The organism is Anaerobacillus sp. 63XJN7_5_ISO-PGPR-S23-430 (assembly GCF_056173695.1).
On the sequence record NZ_CM149686.1, the window covers coordinates 2,316,219 to 2,337,412 of the forward strand.

Below are 21,194 nucleotides of genomic sequence, written 5' to 3' on the forward strand. Positions count from 1 at the left end.
GAAAAAAATCCTGCCTTGCCGGCAGGATTTTTAATCTATTATCTTTGCAGGCGATAAACTTGTGAATACTTCTCTTCAAGATATTGAATCAAATATTCAGCATTTAGCCCTTCGCCAGTAATGTCTTTAATAATATCAATTGGTTGCTTTAGCTTACCGTACTGATGGATGTTTTCTGTTAACCATTCTTTAATAGGCACCAAGTCACCCTGTTCTAATAGCTCATCAAATTGTGGGATGTCTTTTAACATAGCATTCTTAATTTGAGCCGCATAAATGTACCCTAGCGCATAGGAAGGGAAATAACCAAATGAGCCACCTGACCAGTGGACATCCTGAAGAACGCCGACCGCATCGTTATCTGGAGTAATGCCTAAATACTGCTCCATTTTTTCGTTCCAGATCGTTGGCAAATCCTTCACTTCAATTTCTCCATTAATCAATCCTTTTTCAATTTCGTAACGAACCATGATATGCAGCGCATACGTCATTTCATCTGCTTCAATTCGAATCAAAGAAGGACCCGCAACGTTAATGGCACGGTAATAATCTTCTAATGAAACATCATCAAACTGTCCAGTTGAATAGCTTTTAAGCTTGTCGTAATTGTTTTTCCAAAATGATTGATGACGACCCACGAAGTTTTCCCAGAAAAGAGACTGTGATTCGTGAATCCCCATAGACGTACCAGTACATAAAGGCGTGCCAATCAATTTGGGTGATAAATTCTGTTCGTATAAAGCATGACCGCCCTCATGAATCGTACCAAATACTGCTGTGCGAAAATCACCTTCATCATACTTCGTCGTAACACGCACATCACCAGGATTCAGTCCAGTTGCAAATGGATGAACCGTCGTATCAAGACGACCAGCGTCAAAGTCATACCCCATTTTCCTCAATACTTCCATACTGAAGGCTTGTTGCTTATCTTGTGGGAAATGTTCAAACAAAAAGTCAGTTTTGGGCTGATCACTTGCATTAACAACTTGTTGTACAAGTGGCACAATATGTTCTCTAAGTTGGTTAAATACGCGATCAATCATTTTCACTGTTACACCTGGTTCAAATAGGTCAAGCAGCGTATCATATTTATTTTCATCGTATCCCCAATATTCGACAAATTTCTGATTGAATGCAACAAGCTTTTCGAGATACGGTCTAAACAATTCGAAGTCAGCTTTTTCCTTCGCTTCTTCCCAGATCGTCTCTGCTTTCGAACTTAAAATGACATATTCAGAGTACTCTTCTGCAGGAATTTTTATGTTCCGATCGTAGTCTTTACGGCACTCTTCTACCGTTTTACGAGTGATTTCACTTAATTCAGTTTGCTGGTCTTCCTTTGTAAGCTCATCAAGATACCCCTTCATTTCAGGAGATACCGACATTTCAAAAACTTCAGAAGACATCATTCCAATAACCTCAGAGCGCTGTTCAGCACCTTTTTTTGGTGCGCCAGTGCGGAGATCCCAATACATAACCCCAATCGCTTCATTAAAACTCGTCATTTTCTTTACATAATTTAAAAATTCCTGCTCGGTTTGTTTGATTTCTGTTGCCAAATCGTTCAACTCCTTAAAAAGTAATTTCCTTCATAAAAATAAATTCGACATATCTCGTTTAACTATGTAAGGATTTGTCGGAAGTTAAAAAATTCTAAAATAATGAATATAAACTTTCTCATGTTATCCTTTGGATAAGCTCAATAGTTCAAGGAGGGATTCAGATGTCATTGCAAAATCTGATAAACACATTTGATCAGGAAAAAGGAAGAAAGCCTGCTAGTGCAGACGAACTACTCGACTTTATCCAGGTGAATTATTTACAAGGTTCGATTTCTTTATATGAGTATCAAACCTATTTTAAAGAGCTCCACTCACAAGGCGCAAAGAAACCAGAGTACTTCACGCATGAAGAAATGAAAGCCTTTTAATCCCTCTTGTTCTATCCTACCATAAGTTACTAATGATACGTACATGAAAAGCCATGGGCAATGCTGCCCATGGCTTTTCTACATTTCCAAACTTCTTTATACAGCATTCATAATAATTGCAATCACCAGACCAATAAGGGCAATTGTTGCAATAATTGATAATATAGAAAGCGCTATAAAAATCCACCCAGCCACTTTACGTCCCGTTTTAAGTAGATAAATTCCAAGTGTAAGAAATGTAAATAGGAATCCTAATACTCCCCATAACCAGGGATTCTTATCATGCTTTGGGGCGTCCATTATTAGAAATATGGCGACTGCAATAGGTACAATAAGACCAATAAACTCGATTGTAAACCCTCCTTCCGTCATTCCCGACCCGGAAAGAATACACGATATTTTATGATTCGTCTATAATAATTTCTAATTTTTCTTTATTTATGTAAAAATGATTAAATAATCCATAAGCTACTATTTCTTTATCATTCCATAACTTTGTTCGATATACAGAAAACACGTACATATTCGTTCTAGTGGTATTTGCTTCAACATATGGAATGACAGCCAAATCGACGCCTATTTCCATAAGCGCATTTTGGTCTTTTTTAAGTTGATCCCCTACCCACCTACTATAATCAGTCTGATTAGGATTTGTATGAAACATTACGAACCCCAATACGACGATGATAATAGACATAGTTTTTTTCATTCATTTCACCCCTCCCTTGTTTCTTTAGCTCTTTTATACCATATACATATTATTCCGTTTAAATGTCTATTAGACGTGGGAACAAATAAGTACATCATAAGTTAAGGGGAGGAAAAATGAAAATGAGACAACATCGAATCAATACGCTAAAACCAGGTGAACACTATACCGCCAAAGAACTGGATAGCTTTGTATCAACGACGGATGTTCTTTTACTTTCAAGTAATGCTTCACAACTTTTTTCTGATCCGGAACGTGAGTATAAGGTGACCCATGAAGTGGAAGGTTTTTTTGAACATTCTTCTGATGAAGGTGAGAAGTACTTTCGGGATAAACGTGCTTATGTTGTTGAAAAAGTATAATGACCTGTTATAAAAGATAATTACTATCAAAAAATCCAAATTAAAACACCTCTCGTCACTAGAGAGGTGTTTTTTACAGTCTTATTATATTAATCTTTCTTTGGCGGTCTCGGTCCAAAGTATTGATAGTAATGCGTTTTGATATCACCATTGTAGAGTTTGCGGTTCTTTGTTGATCTCTTTCCATAAACTTCTTGGAAGCGAGGATGTGACGTTAGAATATAAACAGACCATGTATCAAGACGCTCACGGAAGGCTTTTCCCATCTTTCGATACATGTCTTCCACTTCTTCTCTTTCACCAAGACGCTCACCATACGGTGGGTTTCCGATGAGAGTACCATACTCAAACTTAGAGCTAACATCCGTAACTTGCATCTGCTTAAATTGAATCATATCTCCAAATCCAGCTTCAAGAGCATTATTCTTAGAAAGGTCGACCATTTTAGGGTCAAGGTCGCTACCAAAAATGTGAAGAGGTTGATCGTAATTTGCAAGGTCCTCCGCTTCAATCATAGCTTCTTCCCAGCGCTTCTTCCCGATCCACTCCCAATCTTCAGAAGCAAATTCTCGATTAAAACCGGGTGCGATGTTTTGGCCGATCATAGCTGCTTCAATTGGAAGGGTTCCTGATCCACAGAATGGATCCATGAATGGTTTATCTGCATTCCAATTTGTTAGCATCACCATTGCTGCTGCCATAGTTTCCTTAAGTGGAGCTGCACTATGGAGGTACCTGTACCCTCTACGGTGCAAGCCTTTGCCACTCGTATCAATTGTAAGAATAGCCGTATCCTTGTGAATCGCAACTTCGATTTTAAATAGTGGTCCATCTTCATCGAACCACGAAACGTTATATTTTTCCTTCATGCTCTCTACGATCGCTTTTTTGACAATCGCCTGGCAGTCCGGAACACTATATAATGTCGACTTTACAGATCGACCACTTACGGGAAACTCAGCATTTTCGGGTAGTAAATCTCCCCACGGGAGTGCTTTCGTTGCTTCGAAAAGCTCATCAAATGTCGTTACTTTGAATTCCCCGACTTTAAGCTTAACCCTGTCAGCTGTTCTTAACCAGTAGTTCGATCGACAGATTCCAATTTCATCACTTTCATAAGTGACTTTTCCGTTATCGACACGTACATTTTCAAAACCAAGATCCTTTACTTCACGAGCAACCAATGATTCGAGCCCCATGGTGGCCGTTGCAATTAGTTCCATTTTCGCCATTTTACCCACTCCAATCTTTTGCTCTTTTATGTAACGTAGGTTTACCCTATTATCATACAAAAATAAATAGTTTCATGTTAGACCTATTTCGCGTGGAGGAGAGAATGTATTCTTTTAAGTCTTTTTATTATGCTTTCCAATCCATGCGCATTCATAGCCTTAACGTACAAAAAAGCCCCTTAAGGGCTTTTCATCAAAGATGATAACGTTCTGTAAGCCATGTTCTGTTCCATCGTACTGCGAACGGGTCTCCCCTCGTACTCAGGTGGTAATCATCTATCTCCAGACGCGTCCTCACCGCCTGGCTTTCTCTCCGTTCAATTCCTTCAAGAAAGCTCCCCTACCATAATTTGGGTTTCTCGCTCGTGGGGTTTACCTCGTTCCACTCTTAATGTTTCCATTAAGACTTCGTCACTGTGGCACTTTCAGAGTATTCGGGCCTTATCCGTGAAGAACTTAGGCCGTTTCCCCGCCGTTAGCCCAATTGGACTACCCTGACTTATTGTTTCATCAGGCACGAACACTACGATCATCTCAGATCGTGCGAGCATGGACTTTCCTCTACATGCCACTTAATTGCGACATACAGCGACTACCCGAACGTTATCATTGTTAGGACAGCAAAAGCAATTATATCTTATATTCTACAATGATGCAAGGTTGCTTAAAGAATTGTTATGTTTATTTATATTAGTATAGTACGGTAATTGAAATTTTTATAACTGTAAAAAATAAACCGCCGTTTGGTGGTTTATTCGTACAACTTACTACCGAAAACGTGTTTCTCTAGGTTTGATAGTCGTTTTAGGATATCATAATTGGTATTTCCAGGCTGCGTTTGAGTACGCGTCTGCTGTCTCTTTTGTTGCTCAGACATACGATCCATCTCTCTTCTAAGACGCGTATTTTCTTGTCTCAGCTGTTCAATGTCATTTTCAAAACGCTCATAATCTTTAATTACTACGTCCAAAAACTTGTCGACATCATCCTGATCATAACCGCGAAATCCGCTTTTAAAATCTTTTTCAAGAATATCTTTAGCTGTTAATTGAGTCGGTTGTTGCTCTGCCATTTTATCACCTCTGTATGTATGCAGTTATTGTCTTTATTTTATTCTTCCAAAAGAGCTTCCTCTTGTCAATCGGAATCTCTTCTATTCTCCTTATTGACTGTAGAAATCGGGATTACTTTCACGTAAATCCTGCTCTAATAAATCAAGGTCAATAGGTGTGATGGTAAAAACTTCGTAACCTTCATCCGTTCTCTGTCTGTTCTTTGCTTCTTTCAAGTAATAATCAGGAGAACCAGGCGTATCTTCGTCATATAATACGAGCATAGCATGACTCTTACGAACGAGAAATTCATTCTTTGCTTTCAATTGCCCTGGATTTTCGTAAGGTCGACTTGTGATTGATTCAACAAAGTCAGCTTCTCCCATGATCATTTGATAGTATTCTTGAGTAGGCTCTTTCCATTTACTTTCTTGGTCTAGGAATGGCGTTAAAACGGCTAGCTTTAAATCGGGATACATTTCTCTTAAATCAAGTGCAACTTCAGCAGCCCAGAGCTCAACACCAGTTTGCCCACTGATTAGTATCCACTCAAAATCTCTCTCTTCGATAAGCTGAGACATGCGACTCTGAAGGGCCGCCTTTATAATTGGAAGTCCAGGATGATCGTCGTTAAATATTCCTAGTTCGTGTGCCTTATAGCCAGTAACAAGTAAAACGTTTGCCACTTAGACACCTCCTATGTAAAAACGAACTGGAAGACCAGTTCGTTTCATTATTTCGTTATTTTCTTCTCTTTTGAGCAGGACTTACTTGACCTGGCATACCATTGCCATTTGGTCCTTGCATAGCTCCTGCTACTTGGGAAGGATTAGTAGGTGCGTATCCAGCCGGCATTGCGCCTGTCGGGCGTGGTGGCGGATAATTGTTCATGTGTGAAGCTAGCACTTCCTCTGACTCTGTTAAAGGATAACTATGATTGTGCTCATACATGTGATGATGGACGTTTTTAATATGCGTAGGATGAATATGATCTACGTTGTGCTTATAATAGTGATTTTTGACACAACATTTTGTCGGATATACAACAGGACTTGTCGGACATGGACCTCCAGGACCTTGCATTGCTGGACTTACCTGACCTGGCATGCCGCCTTTCATGGCCGGACTCACCTGGTTTGGCATATTCGCATTTGGACCCTGCATTGCTGGACTTACTTGATTTGGCATATTCGCGTTAGGTCCCTGCATTGCTGGACTTACCTGATTTGGCATATTCCCATTCGGGCCCATGCGATGATGTCTATGAAACATAGTGTAGGTTCCCCCTTCTTAAATTGGTGAATTCCCTACTAGCCTATGTTGATCACGATGTACATGTACTGTGTATTCGTCCTTATTTCCTCAATACAAACGCAATTTCCACGCCTATTTTTGTACGACTACTTCATTGTCACTATAAATCTGGGCCGACTCACTAATTTGACTCATAACGACCACTGTTAACGCAATTACCATAAAAAACATTACCATAATGACCTGCTTCAATTACCATCTCTCCATTACATCAAATCTGAATCCTTTTCTTAAAAAAACAGAAACTTCAATATACTACTCAAAGTTACAACAAGAGACGACAATTGTAAACGGTGTTTCTACATGTTTTCTAAAAGAAATCGTCGAATATCATCTCTTTGTGCGCTTGCCCGGGGAATAATTAGGAAAATGAAGCTATTTCCTACCAAATACGAGATTATCTCTAGCAATTCGCCGTCTTATTTCTTGTTCATGACCGTCTTTCATGTCCAATTTGTGAAACATTTTCAAACAAAGCTCCGCTGTCATTCTTGCGTCGTTTAGGGCATGATGACGTTCATGACGTTCAATATTTAATTTCCTTATCAACGAATCAAGCTGCGGATTACTGCGAGGAAATAATTCCTTCGCCAGTGCTTCCGAATCCAAATAAGGTGGTAAATAATCTGGCAACCCCCATTTTTGAACGAGTGTTTGTAGAAAATAAACATCAAATTTAACGGGATGAGCAATAAGAGTCGTCCCTTTACTAAACGCCATAAATTCTTCAAATGCTTCAATAAATGTCCATCCCGCTCTTATTTCATCAATGGATAGACCCGTTAGATGTCTAACAACTCGCGGTACTTTATGAATAGGGCGAACAATTCGATAGAAAGTTTCCTCGAGAATCCTTCCTTCAACAAGATCGATTTTCACCGCACCGATCGAAATAACTTCATCTCCGATAGCTGGATAAAAACCCGTCGTTTCGAGATCGTAAACGGTAAAATATCGACTGCTTGATTCTTGATATAATAACAGAGACTCCTGTAAGCGATCATAAACTGGTAAATCCTTGTCCCTTTTGATCTTTTTCTGCCATTTCACACGATCATATAGATAATAGCGCAATAATTTCAAACCTATGGACGACATTGTTAAATACTCCGATTCCTTCGAAAGCTTAATTCACTTACCTGCTGCATCCGTTTTGCTACAAGCAATGCTTCCCTCATTTTCCTTCTCTCTTCTTTTTCCCATTCGATTGGCCTTACTTGATTCGAAATCTCTACCCCTTTTTCTAGTTGATAAAGGTTTTGCCTAACACGGAACGTATAAAGGTAATGAAGAGATGTTTCGATATTGATCACATCACGATGATGAAAAATTTCTTTTTTCTTTAACTCATGAAGCCTTTTGATTGTATTAACTTCTTCCACTCCATATTTCATTGCAAAAATTCGAATACCGTTCACGATTTGCATAATAGCAGCTTTTTTCAAATCAAGCGTTTTTTCTTTCCCACGAAGTTGAAGCTTTCCAAGAGGATTTAACGGCACGCGAAAACGAATCGTATCCTTCATTAACAGCATTTGAAGCGTTTGAGCTTTCTTAATTCGCGCAGTAATGCGACTTCTTAATGTTCGTGCGAGATCAAAATCTCCGTAAACAGGACGAAAATCCATAAAAATTGTAAAATTCCGGATCTCTTCAGCATCTGTTTCAGTAATCCAACGATTTACTTCTGTTTGCCAATTAGAAAGAGAGCGTCTCCATTTCTCATTTTTCGCCATTATGCCACCCTCACACTCAGGGAGACCACATGTCGTAAGCATCGTATTGATTTTCTTTGCAAATATCGAGAAATACGTTTCAATTTCCTGTTTATGCTCGAGGTGTTCATAATCATCAATAATAAGTCCGTTGTCTTGATCTGTACTAAAAGCCTGTTCTTTGCGCCCTTCGCTCCCCATAACGATGAAGCAAAAGTTCACTGGCGCCCGTCCATATCCCTCACTGATCATTTCCTTCTCTGCAAGTAAAATAATGCGTCGATGCATTTCATCATTATAATTGGACATCATCTCACATATTTCATAACCCAACGTATTTGCGTCAAGTAACTCTTGAATAAATGAGCGGAATTCTTCATGTATTGGTGGTGAAAGATTCATTATTTCATTAAGCTCTTTAGCTCGTGATAGTCGATAAGACAGATCCAAATAGGCCGATTCCTGAATCCCTAAGAAAGATTTGGCTGAAACCATACCGACAATACGATCTCGCTTTACAACAGGTAGCAAAGAGACTTTGTGAAATTTTAAGTACGCCAATGCTTCATAACTAAAGGCATCCTCTTCTACCATATTAGGTTTTTGATACATCCACTTATGAATAGGATCTTGAAATTGTCCCATTGTAAGTGCATTTATGACCTCTAGCGGTGTTATTGTACCAAGAACACTTTCACGATCTTCACTTACTATCACACCGTCATAATTTTTCGTTCGAAAGAGCTCAGCTGTTTCTAATACCGTATAAGTTGGTGGGATCGTCACCTTCGTATCCATAATCGCGCTCACTCGTGTTCTATACAAGGCGATGTTTTCACCATCGGCCTCCCGATCTCGCTCTTGCTTAATTTCATCATAGAGGCTTCTCATACGTTCACCAATGGTATCGAGAACATTATGTGAAAAGGCAGGGTTTTCTGTCATGATCTTTAGCATGACTTCTTTTTTGATTCGAATCACCTGGCAATCTTCATTAGCTTGAACAGAAAACGTCATAGACGCATCTGTAAGCATAATCATGAGCCCAACTAGATCTCCGGGATAGTAGAAACGCATTGTCGTTTGTTGCCCATTCGCTTTGTGCACAATGTTTTTAGCAATACCTGAGACGAGGAGATAAAGCGTATTCGTATCTTCATCTTCGTGATATAAAAATTCACCCTTTTGATAAGTTGCGAAATGTGCTGATTCCATTAGACTTTCGATTTCAGCATCGCTCAAAGAATGAAATGGTTCCTTTTTCTTCAACACTTCATAGAAATCCTGCATAACAACCTCCTATCGTTAGCGAGCTGCTTTTTGCTCAATTCTCTCGATTCGCTTCATATATTGCAGCCGCTCGTTCTCTTCTTTATCTTTAAGAATCCGTTTCTTCTCTTTCCACTTTTGGTATGCAGACAGAGCATAGTGAAGGGCTTTCTCATAGTCTTTCGCTTTATGCTCATAATATTTAGCTAATTCAATATCGCACTCTTCATCATTTGTGGATTGTGATAGCGTCAGCCAAATCTCGATGGCTTCTTGAACGTTATCCTGCTTCTTATATATCCGTGCAAGCGCCTTTTTTGCGTCCTGTTCATGACGACCAGTTGTCTTTTCATATAGTAAAGCCGCATGATCCTCTTCACCAACAGCTTCCCACCATCGAGCAGACTGGTATTGTTCACCAGCTGTTAAGGACTTTCCTTCCACATCAAGAAGGAGATTAGACAAACGAGTATATAGCGTGATTAAAGATAAGATATCTTCTTCATTGTGTTTCATCACGCCTGCGATCAGCTCTGGATCTGGATCTTTTACAAACTCGAAATAAAGCATAGGAGCTAAATAGCCTGGAATATCTTCTTCCCGTTCAAAACCTAGCTGCTGTTCTTCTACGTTCGCGAGTCTAACAGACTCCATATCATTTTTCCAGAATCGCCTCGCTCCGTGCAACAGATCGAAATGACCAAATTGCGGTAACTTCGGGACTTGTTCACGAATAAGCGTATGACGTGTTTTCACCTGTGGCCAATCAAACGCTTTGCCATTGTAGGTAACTAGGTTCTTCAATTCTTTTACATCTTCTAAAAAAGCTTGATACATCGGAACTTCTGCACCTGGGCCAGGCAAGAAATACTGATTTACAGAAATTCCTTCTTCTGTATACTGGCTATATCCAAGTAGAAAGATAGTATTTCCAACCCCACCTCCTAAGCCAGTTGTTTCTGTATCAAAAAACAATAAATCGGATGGCTGAAGGTGTTTTGAGGAGAGTGGATGTGCACGATAGTGACGATTCCAGCGTTCGACAACTTGCTCAAGTTCTTGGAAAGTGTAACGTCCATGCTGATAGGAAGTTGGATACTGTTTTTTTCTCACTAGCGCATATTCTCCGTCAAAGAAAAACGGGTGAGCATCTAAATCACGCCACTTGTTCAAATGAGGCACTTCGTGAATCGGCTGCTCTACTTTCGCTTCCACTTCTTCTCCTTCGTTCAAGTTCATATGCTTTTTCATTCGATTTAATTTAGCTTTCAGTGACATCAGAATGTTCACCTCTTAAATATTCAAGTAAATAGATGGCTGTTTGCTTACTATTCTCACCCGTTTCACCGGAAACGCCCACACACGAAGGACAGCCACTTTCACATTCACAATTAACAACAATGGATTCGGCTTCTTCTAATATAACCCCTAGCTCTTTGTAAACTCGCTCCGATAGCCCAATGCCCCCAGGGTAGCGATCATAGAAGAAAACGGTAGGCTTGTTTGAATGGACAGCTTTGATTTGTGGTGTCACATGGAGGTCCGATACATCGCACATGACAAACAGCGGAGCAACGTTACGAAGAACGTTACCAAGCCCTAACAATCCTTCCTCTAAGCGATTTTCTCCCATTGTTTGAACAAAGCTTTCAGGAAAGTCGAACCAGCAAGCATTCGTGTGAAGCTCTTCTTCTGGTAAGTGAATCGGACCTGATCCAATATTTTCGTGAGTTTCAAATTTAATTTTCTTAAAAATAGTTGCCATAGCATTTACCATAACTTCTCCATACGTTGCTGTGGTGTGTGGGAGCGGTTCATGCTTGTCTTCTTCTAGAACCTTCAGTTGAACAGCAAGATTAGCATCCGTATAGTAATCTACATCAACTTCCCTTACCCAAGCTTTTTTCTCGTCATAGTCAAGAAGCTCCACTTGATATTGCACACCCTGGTGAAGGTAAATCGCTTCTTCATGAAGAAGCGTCATGGCACTAAATCTGTCCATTTCTCCAATGACTTTTACATTAGCAGCCGTTGTTTGATCAATAATAACGACATTTTCCTGCGAAGCAGAACGAAGGCTTACGTTGTGAGCCGGGAATGCATCGTTCATCCAGAACCAGCGATTTGCCCGATGATGAAGCAGCTGTTCGTCTGTTAAAAACTCAAGAACATCCTCGATGTCTTCCCCACCAAACGTATCCCCTTGTTGAAATGGAAGCTCATACGCTGCACATTTAACATGATCTACAAGAATAATTAAGTTATTGGGGTTCACTCGCGCCTCTTCTGGGTTCCGTTCAAAAAAGTAATCCGGATGTGTAATCATATATTGATCAAGCGGACTAGAACTAGCGACGACAAATACAACAGACTCATCTTGACGGCGACCTGCACGTCCAGCCTGCTGCCACGTGCTCGCAATGGTGCCTGGATAGCCTGTCAGCACGCACGCTTGAAGCTGTCCAATGTCCACACCAAGTTCGAGGGCGTTCGTGCTTACCACGCCTTTAATGTCTCCATTTCGAAGTCCTCTTTCAATTTCCCTTCGCTGCTTCGGTAAATAACCACCCCGATATCCCATAATGGAACGGGGTCCTAATTCACGCTGTTCTAGCTGCTGTAAGTATGTGAGAAGGATCTCAACCCGAACACGACTACGCGCGAAAACAATTGTTTGAATGTTGTTTTTTAATAGTTCCGCCGCTAAGTTTCGTGCTTCAAGCGTAGCCGATCGTCTAATATTCAAGGCTTGATTTACAACAGGGGGATTATAAAGAACAAAATGCTTTCGTCCAGTAGGAGCCCCATTGTTATTAATTAACGTAATTCCTTCACCAGTAAGCTCCTCTGCAAGCTCTTTTGGATTCGCAATCGTAGCCGAAGTACAAATAAATATGGGATTACTTCCGTAGAATTGACAAATCCTTTTCAATCTTCGAATCACATTGGCTACGTGACTCCCGAAAACACCACGATACGTATGTAGCTCATCGATGACAATCACTTTAAGGTTCTCAAAAAGAGAAACCCACTTCGTATGGTGTGGGAGAATAGCAGAATGCAGCATATCTGGATTCGTCATCACAATGTGCCCTGCTTTTCGAACGATTTGTCTAATGGTTGGAGAAGTGTCCCCATCATACGTATACCCTTTTAAATCCACTTCCATTTCATCAATCAATTCATTTATTTCACTTTTTTGATCTTGCGCAAGGGCTTTTGTTGGAAATAAATACAGTGCCCGACTTGACGGATCCTTCAAGATCGTATCCAAAACAGGCAAGTTATAGCACAAAGTTTTCCCAGAGGCGGTTGGTGTAACAGCGACAAAACTGTTCCCCTTTGAAGCTTCTTCATATGCTGTAGCCTGATGAGTATATAGCTGCTGCACTCCTCTATCTTCAAGTGCTTTCTTTAACTCAGGCTGCAATTCTGCAGGATATGGCGCTGTTTTAGCTTCTTTCGGTTCAATCGTTTTCCAATTAACAATATTGGATCGATACTTTTCCTCCTGCTGAAACATCTCCAGTAGCTGGGGCAGTTTCTTTTTTCTTTCCATCCGATCACCTCAAAAATTATTCTATTTCTATTGTAGCGAATATGCGTTCGAATGGATACCGTTTTGATTTGAAAGTAAAGCTTTTCCATTACCTACTAACTAATAATCGAAAACCTTCGTCAATGCTATTACAATCGAGCTCATTTCTTTCTTTAAGAGAACACGCTTTTCTCTTAAGGTACACGTATTCATCTTCAAAATAGAAACATATCAAATCAGGGTGCAATAGAAGCTTTCTATCGAGAATTTATCATCACCATACTTTTTCTCGTCCGACAACTTTACTAGTGACAAAGAAGCTACCATGGTCTCACAACCTGGGTAGCTTCTTTGTTTAATTATCCAATTCTTTTATTACCTTCTCTACATTCGTCTCAGGAAGCGAACAACTAAAATTCTCACAAACATAGATCGTTGTCGTATCTGTCTTTTCAAATTCAGCTACAAATGGAGCTGCTTCTTTTAACAAGGTAGGATCTTCAGTACTAATCACTGTAAGTTCAGGGAAAAAGTTCTGCTGTAAAAACTCTGCAATCTTTTCTTTGCTTGTATCACCATTTTTCCCAACAATAACAACTTCTTTTGGAGAGGATAAAGTATAAAGCTTACTCATTAAGAAATAAGCGTGTCCACTGGAATACGAAGATACATCACCTGAAAAAGCGGTAAACATCTTGTTAGCCCACACATCATACTTTGCCTCCCCCGTTAACTTCGACAAACGAAGCAGTTGAAGAACAGCTACACTATTTCCAGACGGTAGCGCCCCATCATGCACATCCTTAGGTCGTGCAATTAATTCATCTGCATCATGGCCGTAAAGATAGAAACCTCCAGCGCTATCGTCCCAGAATAAATCGTGCATCTCATCTGACAGTTTTTTCGCTTTGACGAGGTATTCTGACTTAAACGTAGCTTCATACAATTCGTTTAATGCCCATAATCCATAAGCATAATCATCATGGTATGCTTTAAATTTCACTTCACCATCGCGGTAACGAGCCATTAATCTACCGTCTATGACGAGATTTTCTTCGATGAATCTGAATGATTGCTCAGCAGTTTGTGTGTAGGTATGTTGAGCGAACACCCTTCCTGCCTTAGCGAAAGCTGCAATCATAAGCATATTCCAGCTTGTAAGGATCTTATCATCCTTATAGGGGTGAATCCGTTTTTCACGAACCTCATACAGCTTCTTTCTAGCCTCTTTTAACTGCTTATTAACATCTTTTTCTGTCATGCTAAATGATTTAGCAACCTTTGAAAGATCGGTTTGAATCAAGTTAGGAATGTTTTTCCCTTCAAAGTTCCCTTTTGACGTGATGTCATAAGCTTTGCAATATAGGGAGCCTAGCTTATCGCCAAGGATGTCGTGGACCTCACTCTCTGTCCAAACATAAAACTTCCCCTCTTCTCCTTCTGAGTCAGCGTCTTCAGCGGAATAAAAGCCACCTTGCTCACTAGTCATATCTCGCGTCACATACTCGAGAACATCACAAGCGACTTTCTTATAGTGTTCTTCTCCCGTTACTTGATAAGCTTCCGTGTAGGTAAGGGCAAGCATGGCGTTATCATACAACATCTTCTCAAAGTGAGGCACTAGCCATTCCTGATCTACCGCATATCTTGCGAAGCCATAGCCAACATGATCATAGATCCCGCCCTTTGCCATCGCGTCAAGCGTTCGTGTAACCATTGTTAATGCGAGATCATTATCGTATTGTCGATAATATCTAAGTAAATACATCAGCATATGAGGTGATGGGAATTTTGGAGACTGACCAAAACCACCAAAGATGGTATCAAAGGAATTTTGCATCTGCTCAAAAGCTTTATGTAAAGGTTCCTCTGTTAATTCCCCACCTTCTGCATTCATCCGCTCTTGCAAGGAGGCTGTAATTTTCTCCCCGATTCCTGTAATTCGATCAGGGTTTTCCTTATATTGCTGATAAAGCTGCATAATAGCATCTTTAAACCCAGGAATATTGTATCTGCTTTCTTTCGGGAAGTACGTTCCTGCGTAGAATGGTTTTTGATCAGAAGTTAGAAAAACGTTCAATGGCCACCCACCCTGACCCGTTAATCCCTGACAAACTTTCATATATATTGAATCAATATCTGGACGCTCTTCGCGATCGACCTTAATCGCTACAAATCGATCGTTTAAAAGCTTTGCTGTTTCCTCATCCTCAAAGCTTTCTCTTTCCATTACATGACACCAATGGCAGGTCGAATACCCGATCGAAACGAGAACAGGCTTATCCTCCCGCTTCGCTTTTTCAAACGCTTCTTCTCCCCATGGATACCAGTCTACTGGATTGTGAGCATGCTGAATCAAATAGGGCGATTTTTCATGAATTAACTTATTTTCGTATGGCTGATTGGCTTGATTTTTCACGTTACACCCTCCGTCTCTTGGTTTATCTATCTTCAGTGTATCAAAATGTGCTACATAATCCTAAAAACAAAAATAAGCGGGATTACCGCTTATCATATGTCTGATCAATATATTTTTGCTCTTCTTCTGTTGTCATTAATCTTTTTGCTTTTCCAATTGTTCCCCCATTTAGATCCCATATGTAATTATGAACTTCTACCGCATTAGAAAAATCTCCCTCGTCCCATTCTTCTAATGTTTCAACGTAAAAATCTTGATATTTGTATTCTTCATTCGTACCTTGTACTTTCTCTAATACTTCTAACATATTATCGATGCGTTCTTCTGAAATTTGATAGATTCCCCATTTATCTTTAGCAACCACTTTTTGATGAGTCATGCCGTGAATGTAATCCTGAAATTTGCTTTCCTTTGGTATGCCTTCAGCGCTAATCGGTTCTTCATTGTCACTTACATAGCGCGCAGGGTCAACAGATGATCCAGTCGCTTCATCAACGGTATCCGCTTCATTCGTTGTTTCTTTTAAATCCCAACCTAAATCAGAAATAAACCAGTAAGTGAATCCAAATATGAAGACCAAAATAGTAGAAATGGAAATGATTAATGTTTTTGTAGATGGCATTGACTGTTCCAACTCCTTAAACAAATCGATCCCTCTCAAATCGGGAAGGGATTGTTTAGATTTAACGTTCCGCAAGTCCAAAAAGGACATTTATACCTATTTTTACATACATTTCTAAAAATACAAGGTTAATAAACTATTTTCTGAAAATTTATTCAAAACTTGAATATTTGCATGTTTTATTAGGCTAATGGATAAGCATGTCCAGCTCTTTCGACATAAAGTATTGAGAGACAGGAGGTGTTAAAATGGGAAATCGCCGTAATGCAAGTAACCCTAGAACATATGTTAAACGAAACAACCAAACAGAAGGTGAAGCAACTGGTCGTAGATCTAGAGGATGTGGGTCAAGAGATAGTGACACAAGAGGTCGCCAAACTGGTCCGAGCTGTTCTAGATACTGCTCTAACGTTTGTCGTCGTTTATTTCCTTTAGACTTCACACGATGCTTCAATGACTGTGTATCCTGTCAGGAAGAAGTTCTCTTTGAAACGGACCACGAATTTTACGAAGATTAAGAGATGACGTTGAAAAGGACAATCCTATTTAATAGGCATTGTCCTTTTTAGCTTATTTCACTATTTTCTCCTCTGATTAGCTACGCCTTATCCTGGAATTAACTGACGATTAATGGACCAATCAAACTGATCTGTCTTTAACCATTTTGTAAGAGCTTCGATATCCTCGGAGAAAACACGATCTTCCTTGATGGAAGGGACAACTAATCGACCTTCTTCATAAAGCTTCTGAGCTGATACAGAAGCTAACGAGATTCCGCGAATTTCTAATGCTTGCATCCCGCAAATCATTTCAATGCCGACTACCTTTTGGGCATTCAATATAATTTGATAAGCATGACGAGCCCCTATTGTCCCCATACTTACGTGGTCTTCCTGATTTGCTGAAGATGGAATGCTATCAACACTTGCTGGGTGTGCTAACGTTTTATTTTCTGATACAAGAGAAGCAGCCGCATATTGCATGATCATGGCGCCAGACTGCAAACCAGGGTCCGGACTTAGAAATGCTGGGAGATCATTTAGCTGAGGATTAACGAGCCTCTCCACTCGTCGTTCCGAAATATTAGCCATTTCGGCTACAGCTATTTTTAAGAAGTCCATCGCAATTGCAATGGGCTGACCGTGAAAATTCCCTCCGGACACAACCGTTTGTCCATCCTCTAAGATGAGTGGATTATCTGTTGCAGCATTCATTTCGATTTCAAGTTTTTCTTTAATATACGCTAAGCTTTGTCTAGAAGCTCCATGTACTTGCGGGATACAGCGCAGCGAGTAAGCATCCTGTACTCGTTTCTCTCCTTGATGTGTCACGAGTTTGCTATCGTTTGTGAGCGTTCGTATTCGCTCTGCAACTTCCATTTGTTCTGGATACCCACGCGCTTCATGTATCGCTGGATGGAAGGCATCTACTATACCTTCAAGCGCTTCAAACGTCATTGCTCCAATCCAATCACACTGATTTATTAAGCGCTCTGCTTCAATATAGTTAATGACTCCCATCGCCGTCATCGCCTGTGTACCGTTAATTAGTGCAAGCCCCTCTTTTGCCTTTAAGGAAAGAGCAGGAAAAGAGAGAGCATCATACACACTTTTTGTAGGAACGATGCTGCCCTTATAGTGCACTTTTCCTTCCCCTACCAGAACTAGCGCAAGGTGAGATAGGGGTGCTAGATCCCCGGAAGCACCAAGAGAACCTTGACTTGGTATAACTGGAATGATATTTTCATTCGCAAGATGGCAAAGGCCCTCCACAATACAAGGACGCACGCCAGAATATCCTTTGAGTAAAGCGTTCAATCTTAATACAACCATTGCTTTACTCACTGATTCTGGGAAGTATTCACCTATCCCGCACGCATGAGAACGAATGAGATGGAGCTGAAGTGTATCAACATCTTTATCCTGTATACGAACATCGCTAAATTTACCGAAGCCTGTATTGATCCCATATACAGTCTTTCCACTAGCGACAATCCGTTCTACAGCCTCTCTGCTCCGCTTCACTTTATTCATGCTGACTGGATCAATCGTAATCTGTTCTCCACCATAAATAAGTTGTTTCATTTCGATTAATGTTAAATTAGTTCCGTTTAATTGAATCATGTCGATCCCCTTCTTTCAGTAATTTGATCGCCATAAAAAAAGAGACGACAATGGAACAGACTGTTCCATTGCCGCCTCCTCATCGCTAATGACTTTAGGCAGCTTTTAACCTATATGATTTATTCCTAGTCCAAACGTTTCATGTTCAAGACCTTTCACCGGAGCACCAATTGTTCCATAGAAAGCTACCGCAAGCCACTCACCTTCGTCATAATGCTCATAAGGAGAGCCGCGTACTATTGCAAAACGCAAGCCTACAGTCCTCATCATGTCACCTGCTCCAATTTGCCCCCGCATGACCCCTTCTAATGCTTCTAAGATGGCGTGATACAACGCATGCGTTTCTCGATAGAGGTCTTCCGAAATAATATTATTCCTTTTTGCGGATGTTTCGACAGCTGATATTACTTTTTGCATGCTCATAGATCCTGACTTTCCCTGACAGTAATCAACATCTTTTAGCTGAGCTAAAAATGGTTCTAACTCTTCAGGAGTTAAAGAAGCTACAAGCATCGCTAATTTTCCAATCAAAATTTTTTGTGCCAATACTCTCACCTGTCTATCATTCTACTATTCACTAATATCTCACTTAATTGTAAGCGCTACCAACACGTGCGGTCAAGATGATTTAGTTTGGATCATATTCCTTATCTTCTGCAAACGCCTGTTAAAAATGAGAGCATCGTATGAACGGCGCTTTTCACCCCCATCTCCCCTACATCTTTTCTGGGATCAAGGCACACAATGTCCATTGCTTTTACTTTCGAATGCTCACCAGCTAACTGAACAGCCTCAAACAGCTCTTCCGTACTCATACCACCAGGCGTTGCTGCTGGTGCTGCCGGGTTATAAGCGATATCAAGGACGTCCATATCAACCGTTAAATAAATCGTATCAACCACTTTTTCTAATTGAGCTAAGGCATCCGTCACAATGTGGCGAATCCCGTTTTTTCTTACCTTCTTCATCGTAGTGTAGTGAACGCCGTGTTGATCAGCATAATTCTTCAACTCGTGACTATTAAAAAAACCATGCAATCCGATCGTATGAACATGCTTTCCTTCAACTGTGTGACTTTCTACTAATTGACGAATCGGCGTTCCATTTGCTGGACCGATATGTGCTAAATCACGTAAATCAAAGTGCGTATCCAATTGTAAAATGCCAATCGTTTCGTTGTTATGAACTTGCTTCCAGCCTTTAATTAACATAGCAGTAATCGAATGATCCCCACCCATCATTAACGGTATAGTATGTGGATGGTGTTCTCTCATAGCTACCATCGCTTGCTGAATTTGCTGGTGTGTGTACCTGATATCCGTCACATGCTGCTTGACATCTCCAAGGTCTATTGCTTTTATACGAGCTAGATCAACCTCTTCGTCAAGGTTATAAGTGCCAAATGCCCGCCAAGCTCTTCGCATGGCATCAGGATTTTCACTAGCAGCAGACGTACTAATAGACGATTTAGATAAAGGTACCCCGAGAATGGTAACGTCATATTCCTCCCAGTGTGGTTTCCTCTCCCCTATTGTCTCAATCCATTCATGGACTTTTAGATCAACTCGTTTATCTGTTTGCTTAGACCAAATCATACTAGGGCGATTTAACATTGGGTATGGATAATCGTTCATTGCAGGTAGCCTCCTACTACGAGTGGCACTCCCCCTTTAATGACGGTATCGACATGATTCATTCCATATTGATAGGAGAGAGTTAGATAATTCGGAACATCAAATATTGTGAAATCTGCTTTTTTTCCAAACTCAAGACTTCCAGCCACATCTGCACAACCAATTGCATGGGCTGCATTGATTGTAGTCGCAGTCAACACTTCTTCAGGTGTCAATCCCATTTTCAAACAGCCTAAGTTCATAATAAATGGGAGAGAAAGTGTGGGAGATGACCCTGGATTCGCATCAGTAGATAACGCAATGGCTATTCCTGCATCAATCATTTTTCTCCCCTCTGCAAAATCAGCCATTAAGAAAAATGCTGTTCCTGGAAGTAATACGCCAATAACTCCAGCGTCTGTCATGTCCTTTATCCCCTGATCCGATGCTCTGAGAAGGTGATCTGCTGAAATGGCCCCAACGGATGCAGCTAGTTCCGCTCCGCCATAAGGTTCAATTTCATCTGCATGAATTTTGGGAATTAGTCCATGAGCTTTACCTGCTTCAAGGATTCGCTTTGATTGATCCGGTGTGAAAACACCCCGTTCACAAAAAACATCATTAAAAGTAGCCAACTTCCGCTTTGCTATTTCAGGGATCATTTCAGTGATCACTTTCGAGACGAATTTTTCAGGATCGCTTTTCTCTGATAAAGGAACAGCATGAGCACCCATAAAGGTTGAAACGATATCTATAGGATGCGACTCATTTAATAGTTTAGCTACCTCTAATTGCTTTATTTCATGATCTAGCGTTAGCCCGTAACCACTTTTGGCCTCAAGTGTTGTCACACCGTGTAACAAAAATTTGTTCAAGCGTTTTTTAGACTGTTCGAAAAGTTCTTCATGACTCGCTTCTTGGGTCGCGCGAGTTGTTGCATGAATCCCCCCGCCTGCTTCCATGATTTCCATATACGTCTTCCCATGTAATCGCATCGCATATTCATTTTCTCTCGTCCCTGCATGAACTAAATGCGTATGAGGGTCTATCAGTCCTGGCGTTACCACTTTCCCTGTTGCATCGATGATCTCTGACGCATGAATAGAATCTTGATACTTATTAACTATGTCGGCGCTTGGTCCTACTTCAATAATAATTCCATTTTCCATATAAACCGCACCATCTTCAATCATTCCAATTTGCGACATTTCTTCTTTTCTAGCAGGATGATTGGAATAACCTTCCATCGTAATTAGCTGGGCCGCATTCTTTATTAATAGTCGCTTTGTCATT

General features: G+C 40.4%; 20 protein-coding genes and 1 other RNA gene. 2 read left to right on the plus strand and 19 right to left on the minus strand.

The genetic code is table 11. The features are described from left to right. Nucleotides 1-38: 38 nt before the first annotated feature. Complete coding sequence (locus AC0VYJ_RS12230) at nucleotides 39-1,562, minus strand: carboxypeptidase M32 (RefSeq protein ID WP_475365299.1); 1,524 nt, start codon at nucleotides 1,560-1,562, stop codon at nucleotides 39-41. A 164-nt stretch (nucleotides 1,563-1,726) separates the two neighbouring features. On the opposite strand from AC0VYJ_RS12230, the gene yppF reads away from it, so the two are divergent. Continuing rightward, the gene (gene yppF, locus AC0VYJ_RS12235) at nucleotides 1,727-1,933 is read left to right on the plus strand and encodes a YppF family protein (RefSeq protein WP_475365300.1); all 207 of its coding nucleotides are present in this window, start codon (nucleotides 1,727-1,729) and stop codon (nucleotides 1,931-1,933) included. A 96-nt stretch (nucleotides 1,934-2,029) separates the two neighbouring features. On the opposite strand, the gene AC0VYJ_RS12240 is transcribed toward yppF, so the two are convergent. Together AC0VYJ_RS12240 and AC0VYJ_RS12245 are read right to left on the minus strand one after the other, a co-directional pair. Beyond that, complete coding sequence (locus tag AC0VYJ_RS12240; protein WP_283154157.1) at nucleotides 2,030-2,305, minus strand: hypothetical protein; 276 nt, start codon at nucleotides 2,303-2,305, stop codon at nucleotides 2,030-2,032. Nucleotides 2,306-2,333: 28 nt separating this feature from the next. Beyond that, nucleotides 2,334-2,642: a hypothetical protein gene (locus AC0VYJ_RS12245; RefSeq protein ID WP_475365301.1), complete on the minus strand. Its 309-nt coding sequence runs from the start codon at nucleotides 2,640-2,642 to the stop codon at nucleotides 2,334-2,336. A gap of 116 nt (nucleotides 2,643-2,758) precedes the next feature. On the opposite strand from AC0VYJ_RS12245, the gene AC0VYJ_RS12250 reads away from it, so the two are divergent. Beyond that, nucleotides 2,759-3,004 carry a hypothetical protein gene (locus AC0VYJ_RS12250; RefSeq protein ID WP_371017220.1) on the plus strand — a complete coding sequence of 82 codons (246 nt, stop codon included), beginning with the start codon at nucleotides 2,759-2,761 and terminating at the stop codon, nucleotides 3,002-3,004. Between the two features lie 89 nt (nucleotides 3,005-3,093). Here AC0VYJ_RS12250 and AC0VYJ_RS12255 read toward each other — a convergent pair whose 3' ends face one another. From AC0VYJ_RS12255 to hutI, 16 genes are all read right to left on the minus strand, one after another. After that, nucleotides 3,094-4,236, minus strand: a complete 1,143-nt coding sequence (locus AC0VYJ_RS12255) for a THUMP domain-containing class I SAM-dependent RNA methyltransferase (protein WP_194221817.1) — start codon at nucleotides 4,234-4,236, stop codon at nucleotides 3,094-3,096. Nucleotides 4,237-4,444: 208 nt separating this feature from the next. Continuing rightward, nucleotides 4,445-4,840, minus strand: an RNA gene (rnpB, locus tag AC0VYJ_RS12260) — RNase P RNA component class B. Between the two features lie 147 nt (nucleotides 4,841-4,987). Further along, nucleotides 4,988-5,308 carry a cell division regulator GpsB gene (gpsB, locus tag AC0VYJ_RS12265; protein WP_475365302.1) on the minus strand — a complete coding sequence of 107 codons (321 nt, stop codon included), beginning with the start codon at nucleotides 5,306-5,308 and terminating at the stop codon, nucleotides 4,988-4,990. 90 nt (nucleotides 5,309-5,398) lie between these two features. Further along, nucleotides 5,399-5,974, minus strand: a complete 576-nt coding sequence (locus tag AC0VYJ_RS12270; protein ID WP_475365303.1) for an SLOG family protein — start codon at nucleotides 5,972-5,974, stop codon at nucleotides 5,399-5,401. Nucleotides 5,975-6,029: 55 nt separating this feature from the next. Continuing rightward, nucleotides 6,030-6,560: a CotD family spore coat protein gene (locus tag AC0VYJ_RS12275; protein ID WP_194221819.1), complete on the minus strand. Its 531-nt coding sequence runs from the start codon at nucleotides 6,558-6,560 to the stop codon at nucleotides 6,030-6,032. 417 nt (nucleotides 6,561-6,977) lie between these two features. Further along, the gene (locus AC0VYJ_RS12280; RefSeq protein WP_475365304.1) at nucleotides 6,978-7,700 is read right to left on the minus strand and encodes a 3'-5' exonuclease; all 723 of its coding nucleotides are present in this window, start codon (nucleotides 7,698-7,700) and stop codon (nucleotides 6,978-6,980) included. 2 nt (nucleotides 7,701-7,702) lie between these two features. Beyond that, nucleotides 7,703-9,607, minus strand: coding sequence for a DUF294 nucleotidyltransferase-like domain-containing protein (locus AC0VYJ_RS12285; protein WP_194221821.1), 1,905 nt, complete (start codon nucleotides 9,605-9,607; stop codon nucleotides 7,703-7,705). Nucleotides 9,608-9,622: 15 nt separating this feature from the next. Beyond that, nucleotides 9,623-10,864 carry a ribonuclease H-like domain-containing protein gene (locus tag AC0VYJ_RS12290; protein WP_475365305.1) on the minus strand — a complete coding sequence of 414 codons (1,242 nt, stop codon included), beginning with the start codon at nucleotides 10,862-10,864 and terminating at the stop codon, nucleotides 9,623-9,625. Continuing rightward, the gene (locus AC0VYJ_RS12295; RefSeq protein WP_430242909.1) at nucleotides 10,848-13,145 is read right to left on the minus strand and encodes a DEAD/DEAH box helicase; all 2,298 of its coding nucleotides are present in this window, start codon (nucleotides 13,143-13,145) and stop codon (nucleotides 10,848-10,850) included. Before AC0VYJ_RS12295 ends, AC0VYJ_RS12290 begins: the two co-directional genes overlap by 17 nt. A 334-nt stretch (nucleotides 13,146-13,479) precedes the next feature. Continuing rightward, entirely contained in the window at nucleotides 13,480-15,543 is a 2,064-nt protein-coding gene (locus AC0VYJ_RS12300; protein WP_475365306.1) for a thioredoxin domain-containing protein, read from the minus strand. A gap of 82 nt (nucleotides 15,544-15,625) precedes the next feature. Further along, nucleotides 15,626-16,165: a DUF6241 domain-containing protein gene (locus AC0VYJ_RS12305; RefSeq protein ID WP_475365307.1), complete on the minus strand. Its 540-nt coding sequence runs from the start codon at nucleotides 16,163-16,165 to the stop codon at nucleotides 15,626-15,628. 187 nt (nucleotides 16,166-16,352) lie between these two features. Beyond that, complete coding sequence (locus tag AC0VYJ_RS12310; RefSeq protein ID WP_430242918.1) at nucleotides 16,353-16,619, minus strand: hypothetical protein; 267 nt, start codon at nucleotides 16,617-16,619, stop codon at nucleotides 16,353-16,355. A gap of 151 nt (nucleotides 16,620-16,770) precedes the next feature. Next, a complete protein-coding gene (hutH, locus tag AC0VYJ_RS12315; RefSeq protein WP_475365308.1) occupies nucleotides 16,771-18,288 on the minus strand; it encodes a histidine ammonia-lyase in 1,518 nt (505 codons plus the stop codon). Nucleotides 18,289-18,393: 105 nt separating this feature from the next. Continuing rightward, the gene (gene hutP / locus AC0VYJ_RS12320; RefSeq protein WP_226613503.1) at nucleotides 18,394-18,834 is read right to left on the minus strand and encodes a hut operon transcriptional regulator HutP; all 441 of its coding nucleotides are present in this window, start codon (nucleotides 18,832-18,834) and stop codon (nucleotides 18,394-18,396) included. Nucleotides 18,835-18,935: 101 nt separating this feature from the next. Beyond that, the gene (locus AC0VYJ_RS12325) at nucleotides 18,936-19,922 is read right to left on the minus strand and encodes an agmatinase family protein (protein ID WP_430242923.1); all 987 of its coding nucleotides are present in this window, start codon (nucleotides 19,920-19,922) and stop codon (nucleotides 18,936-18,938) included. Then, the gene (gene hutI, locus AC0VYJ_RS12330; protein ID WP_475365309.1) at nucleotides 19,919-21,193 is read right to left on the minus strand and encodes an imidazolonepropionase; all 1,275 of its coding nucleotides are present in this window, start codon (nucleotides 21,191-21,193) and stop codon (nucleotides 19,919-19,921) included. Before hutI ends, AC0VYJ_RS12325 begins: the two co-directional genes overlap by 4 nt. Between the last annotated feature and the right edge of the window lies 1 nt (nucleotide 21,194).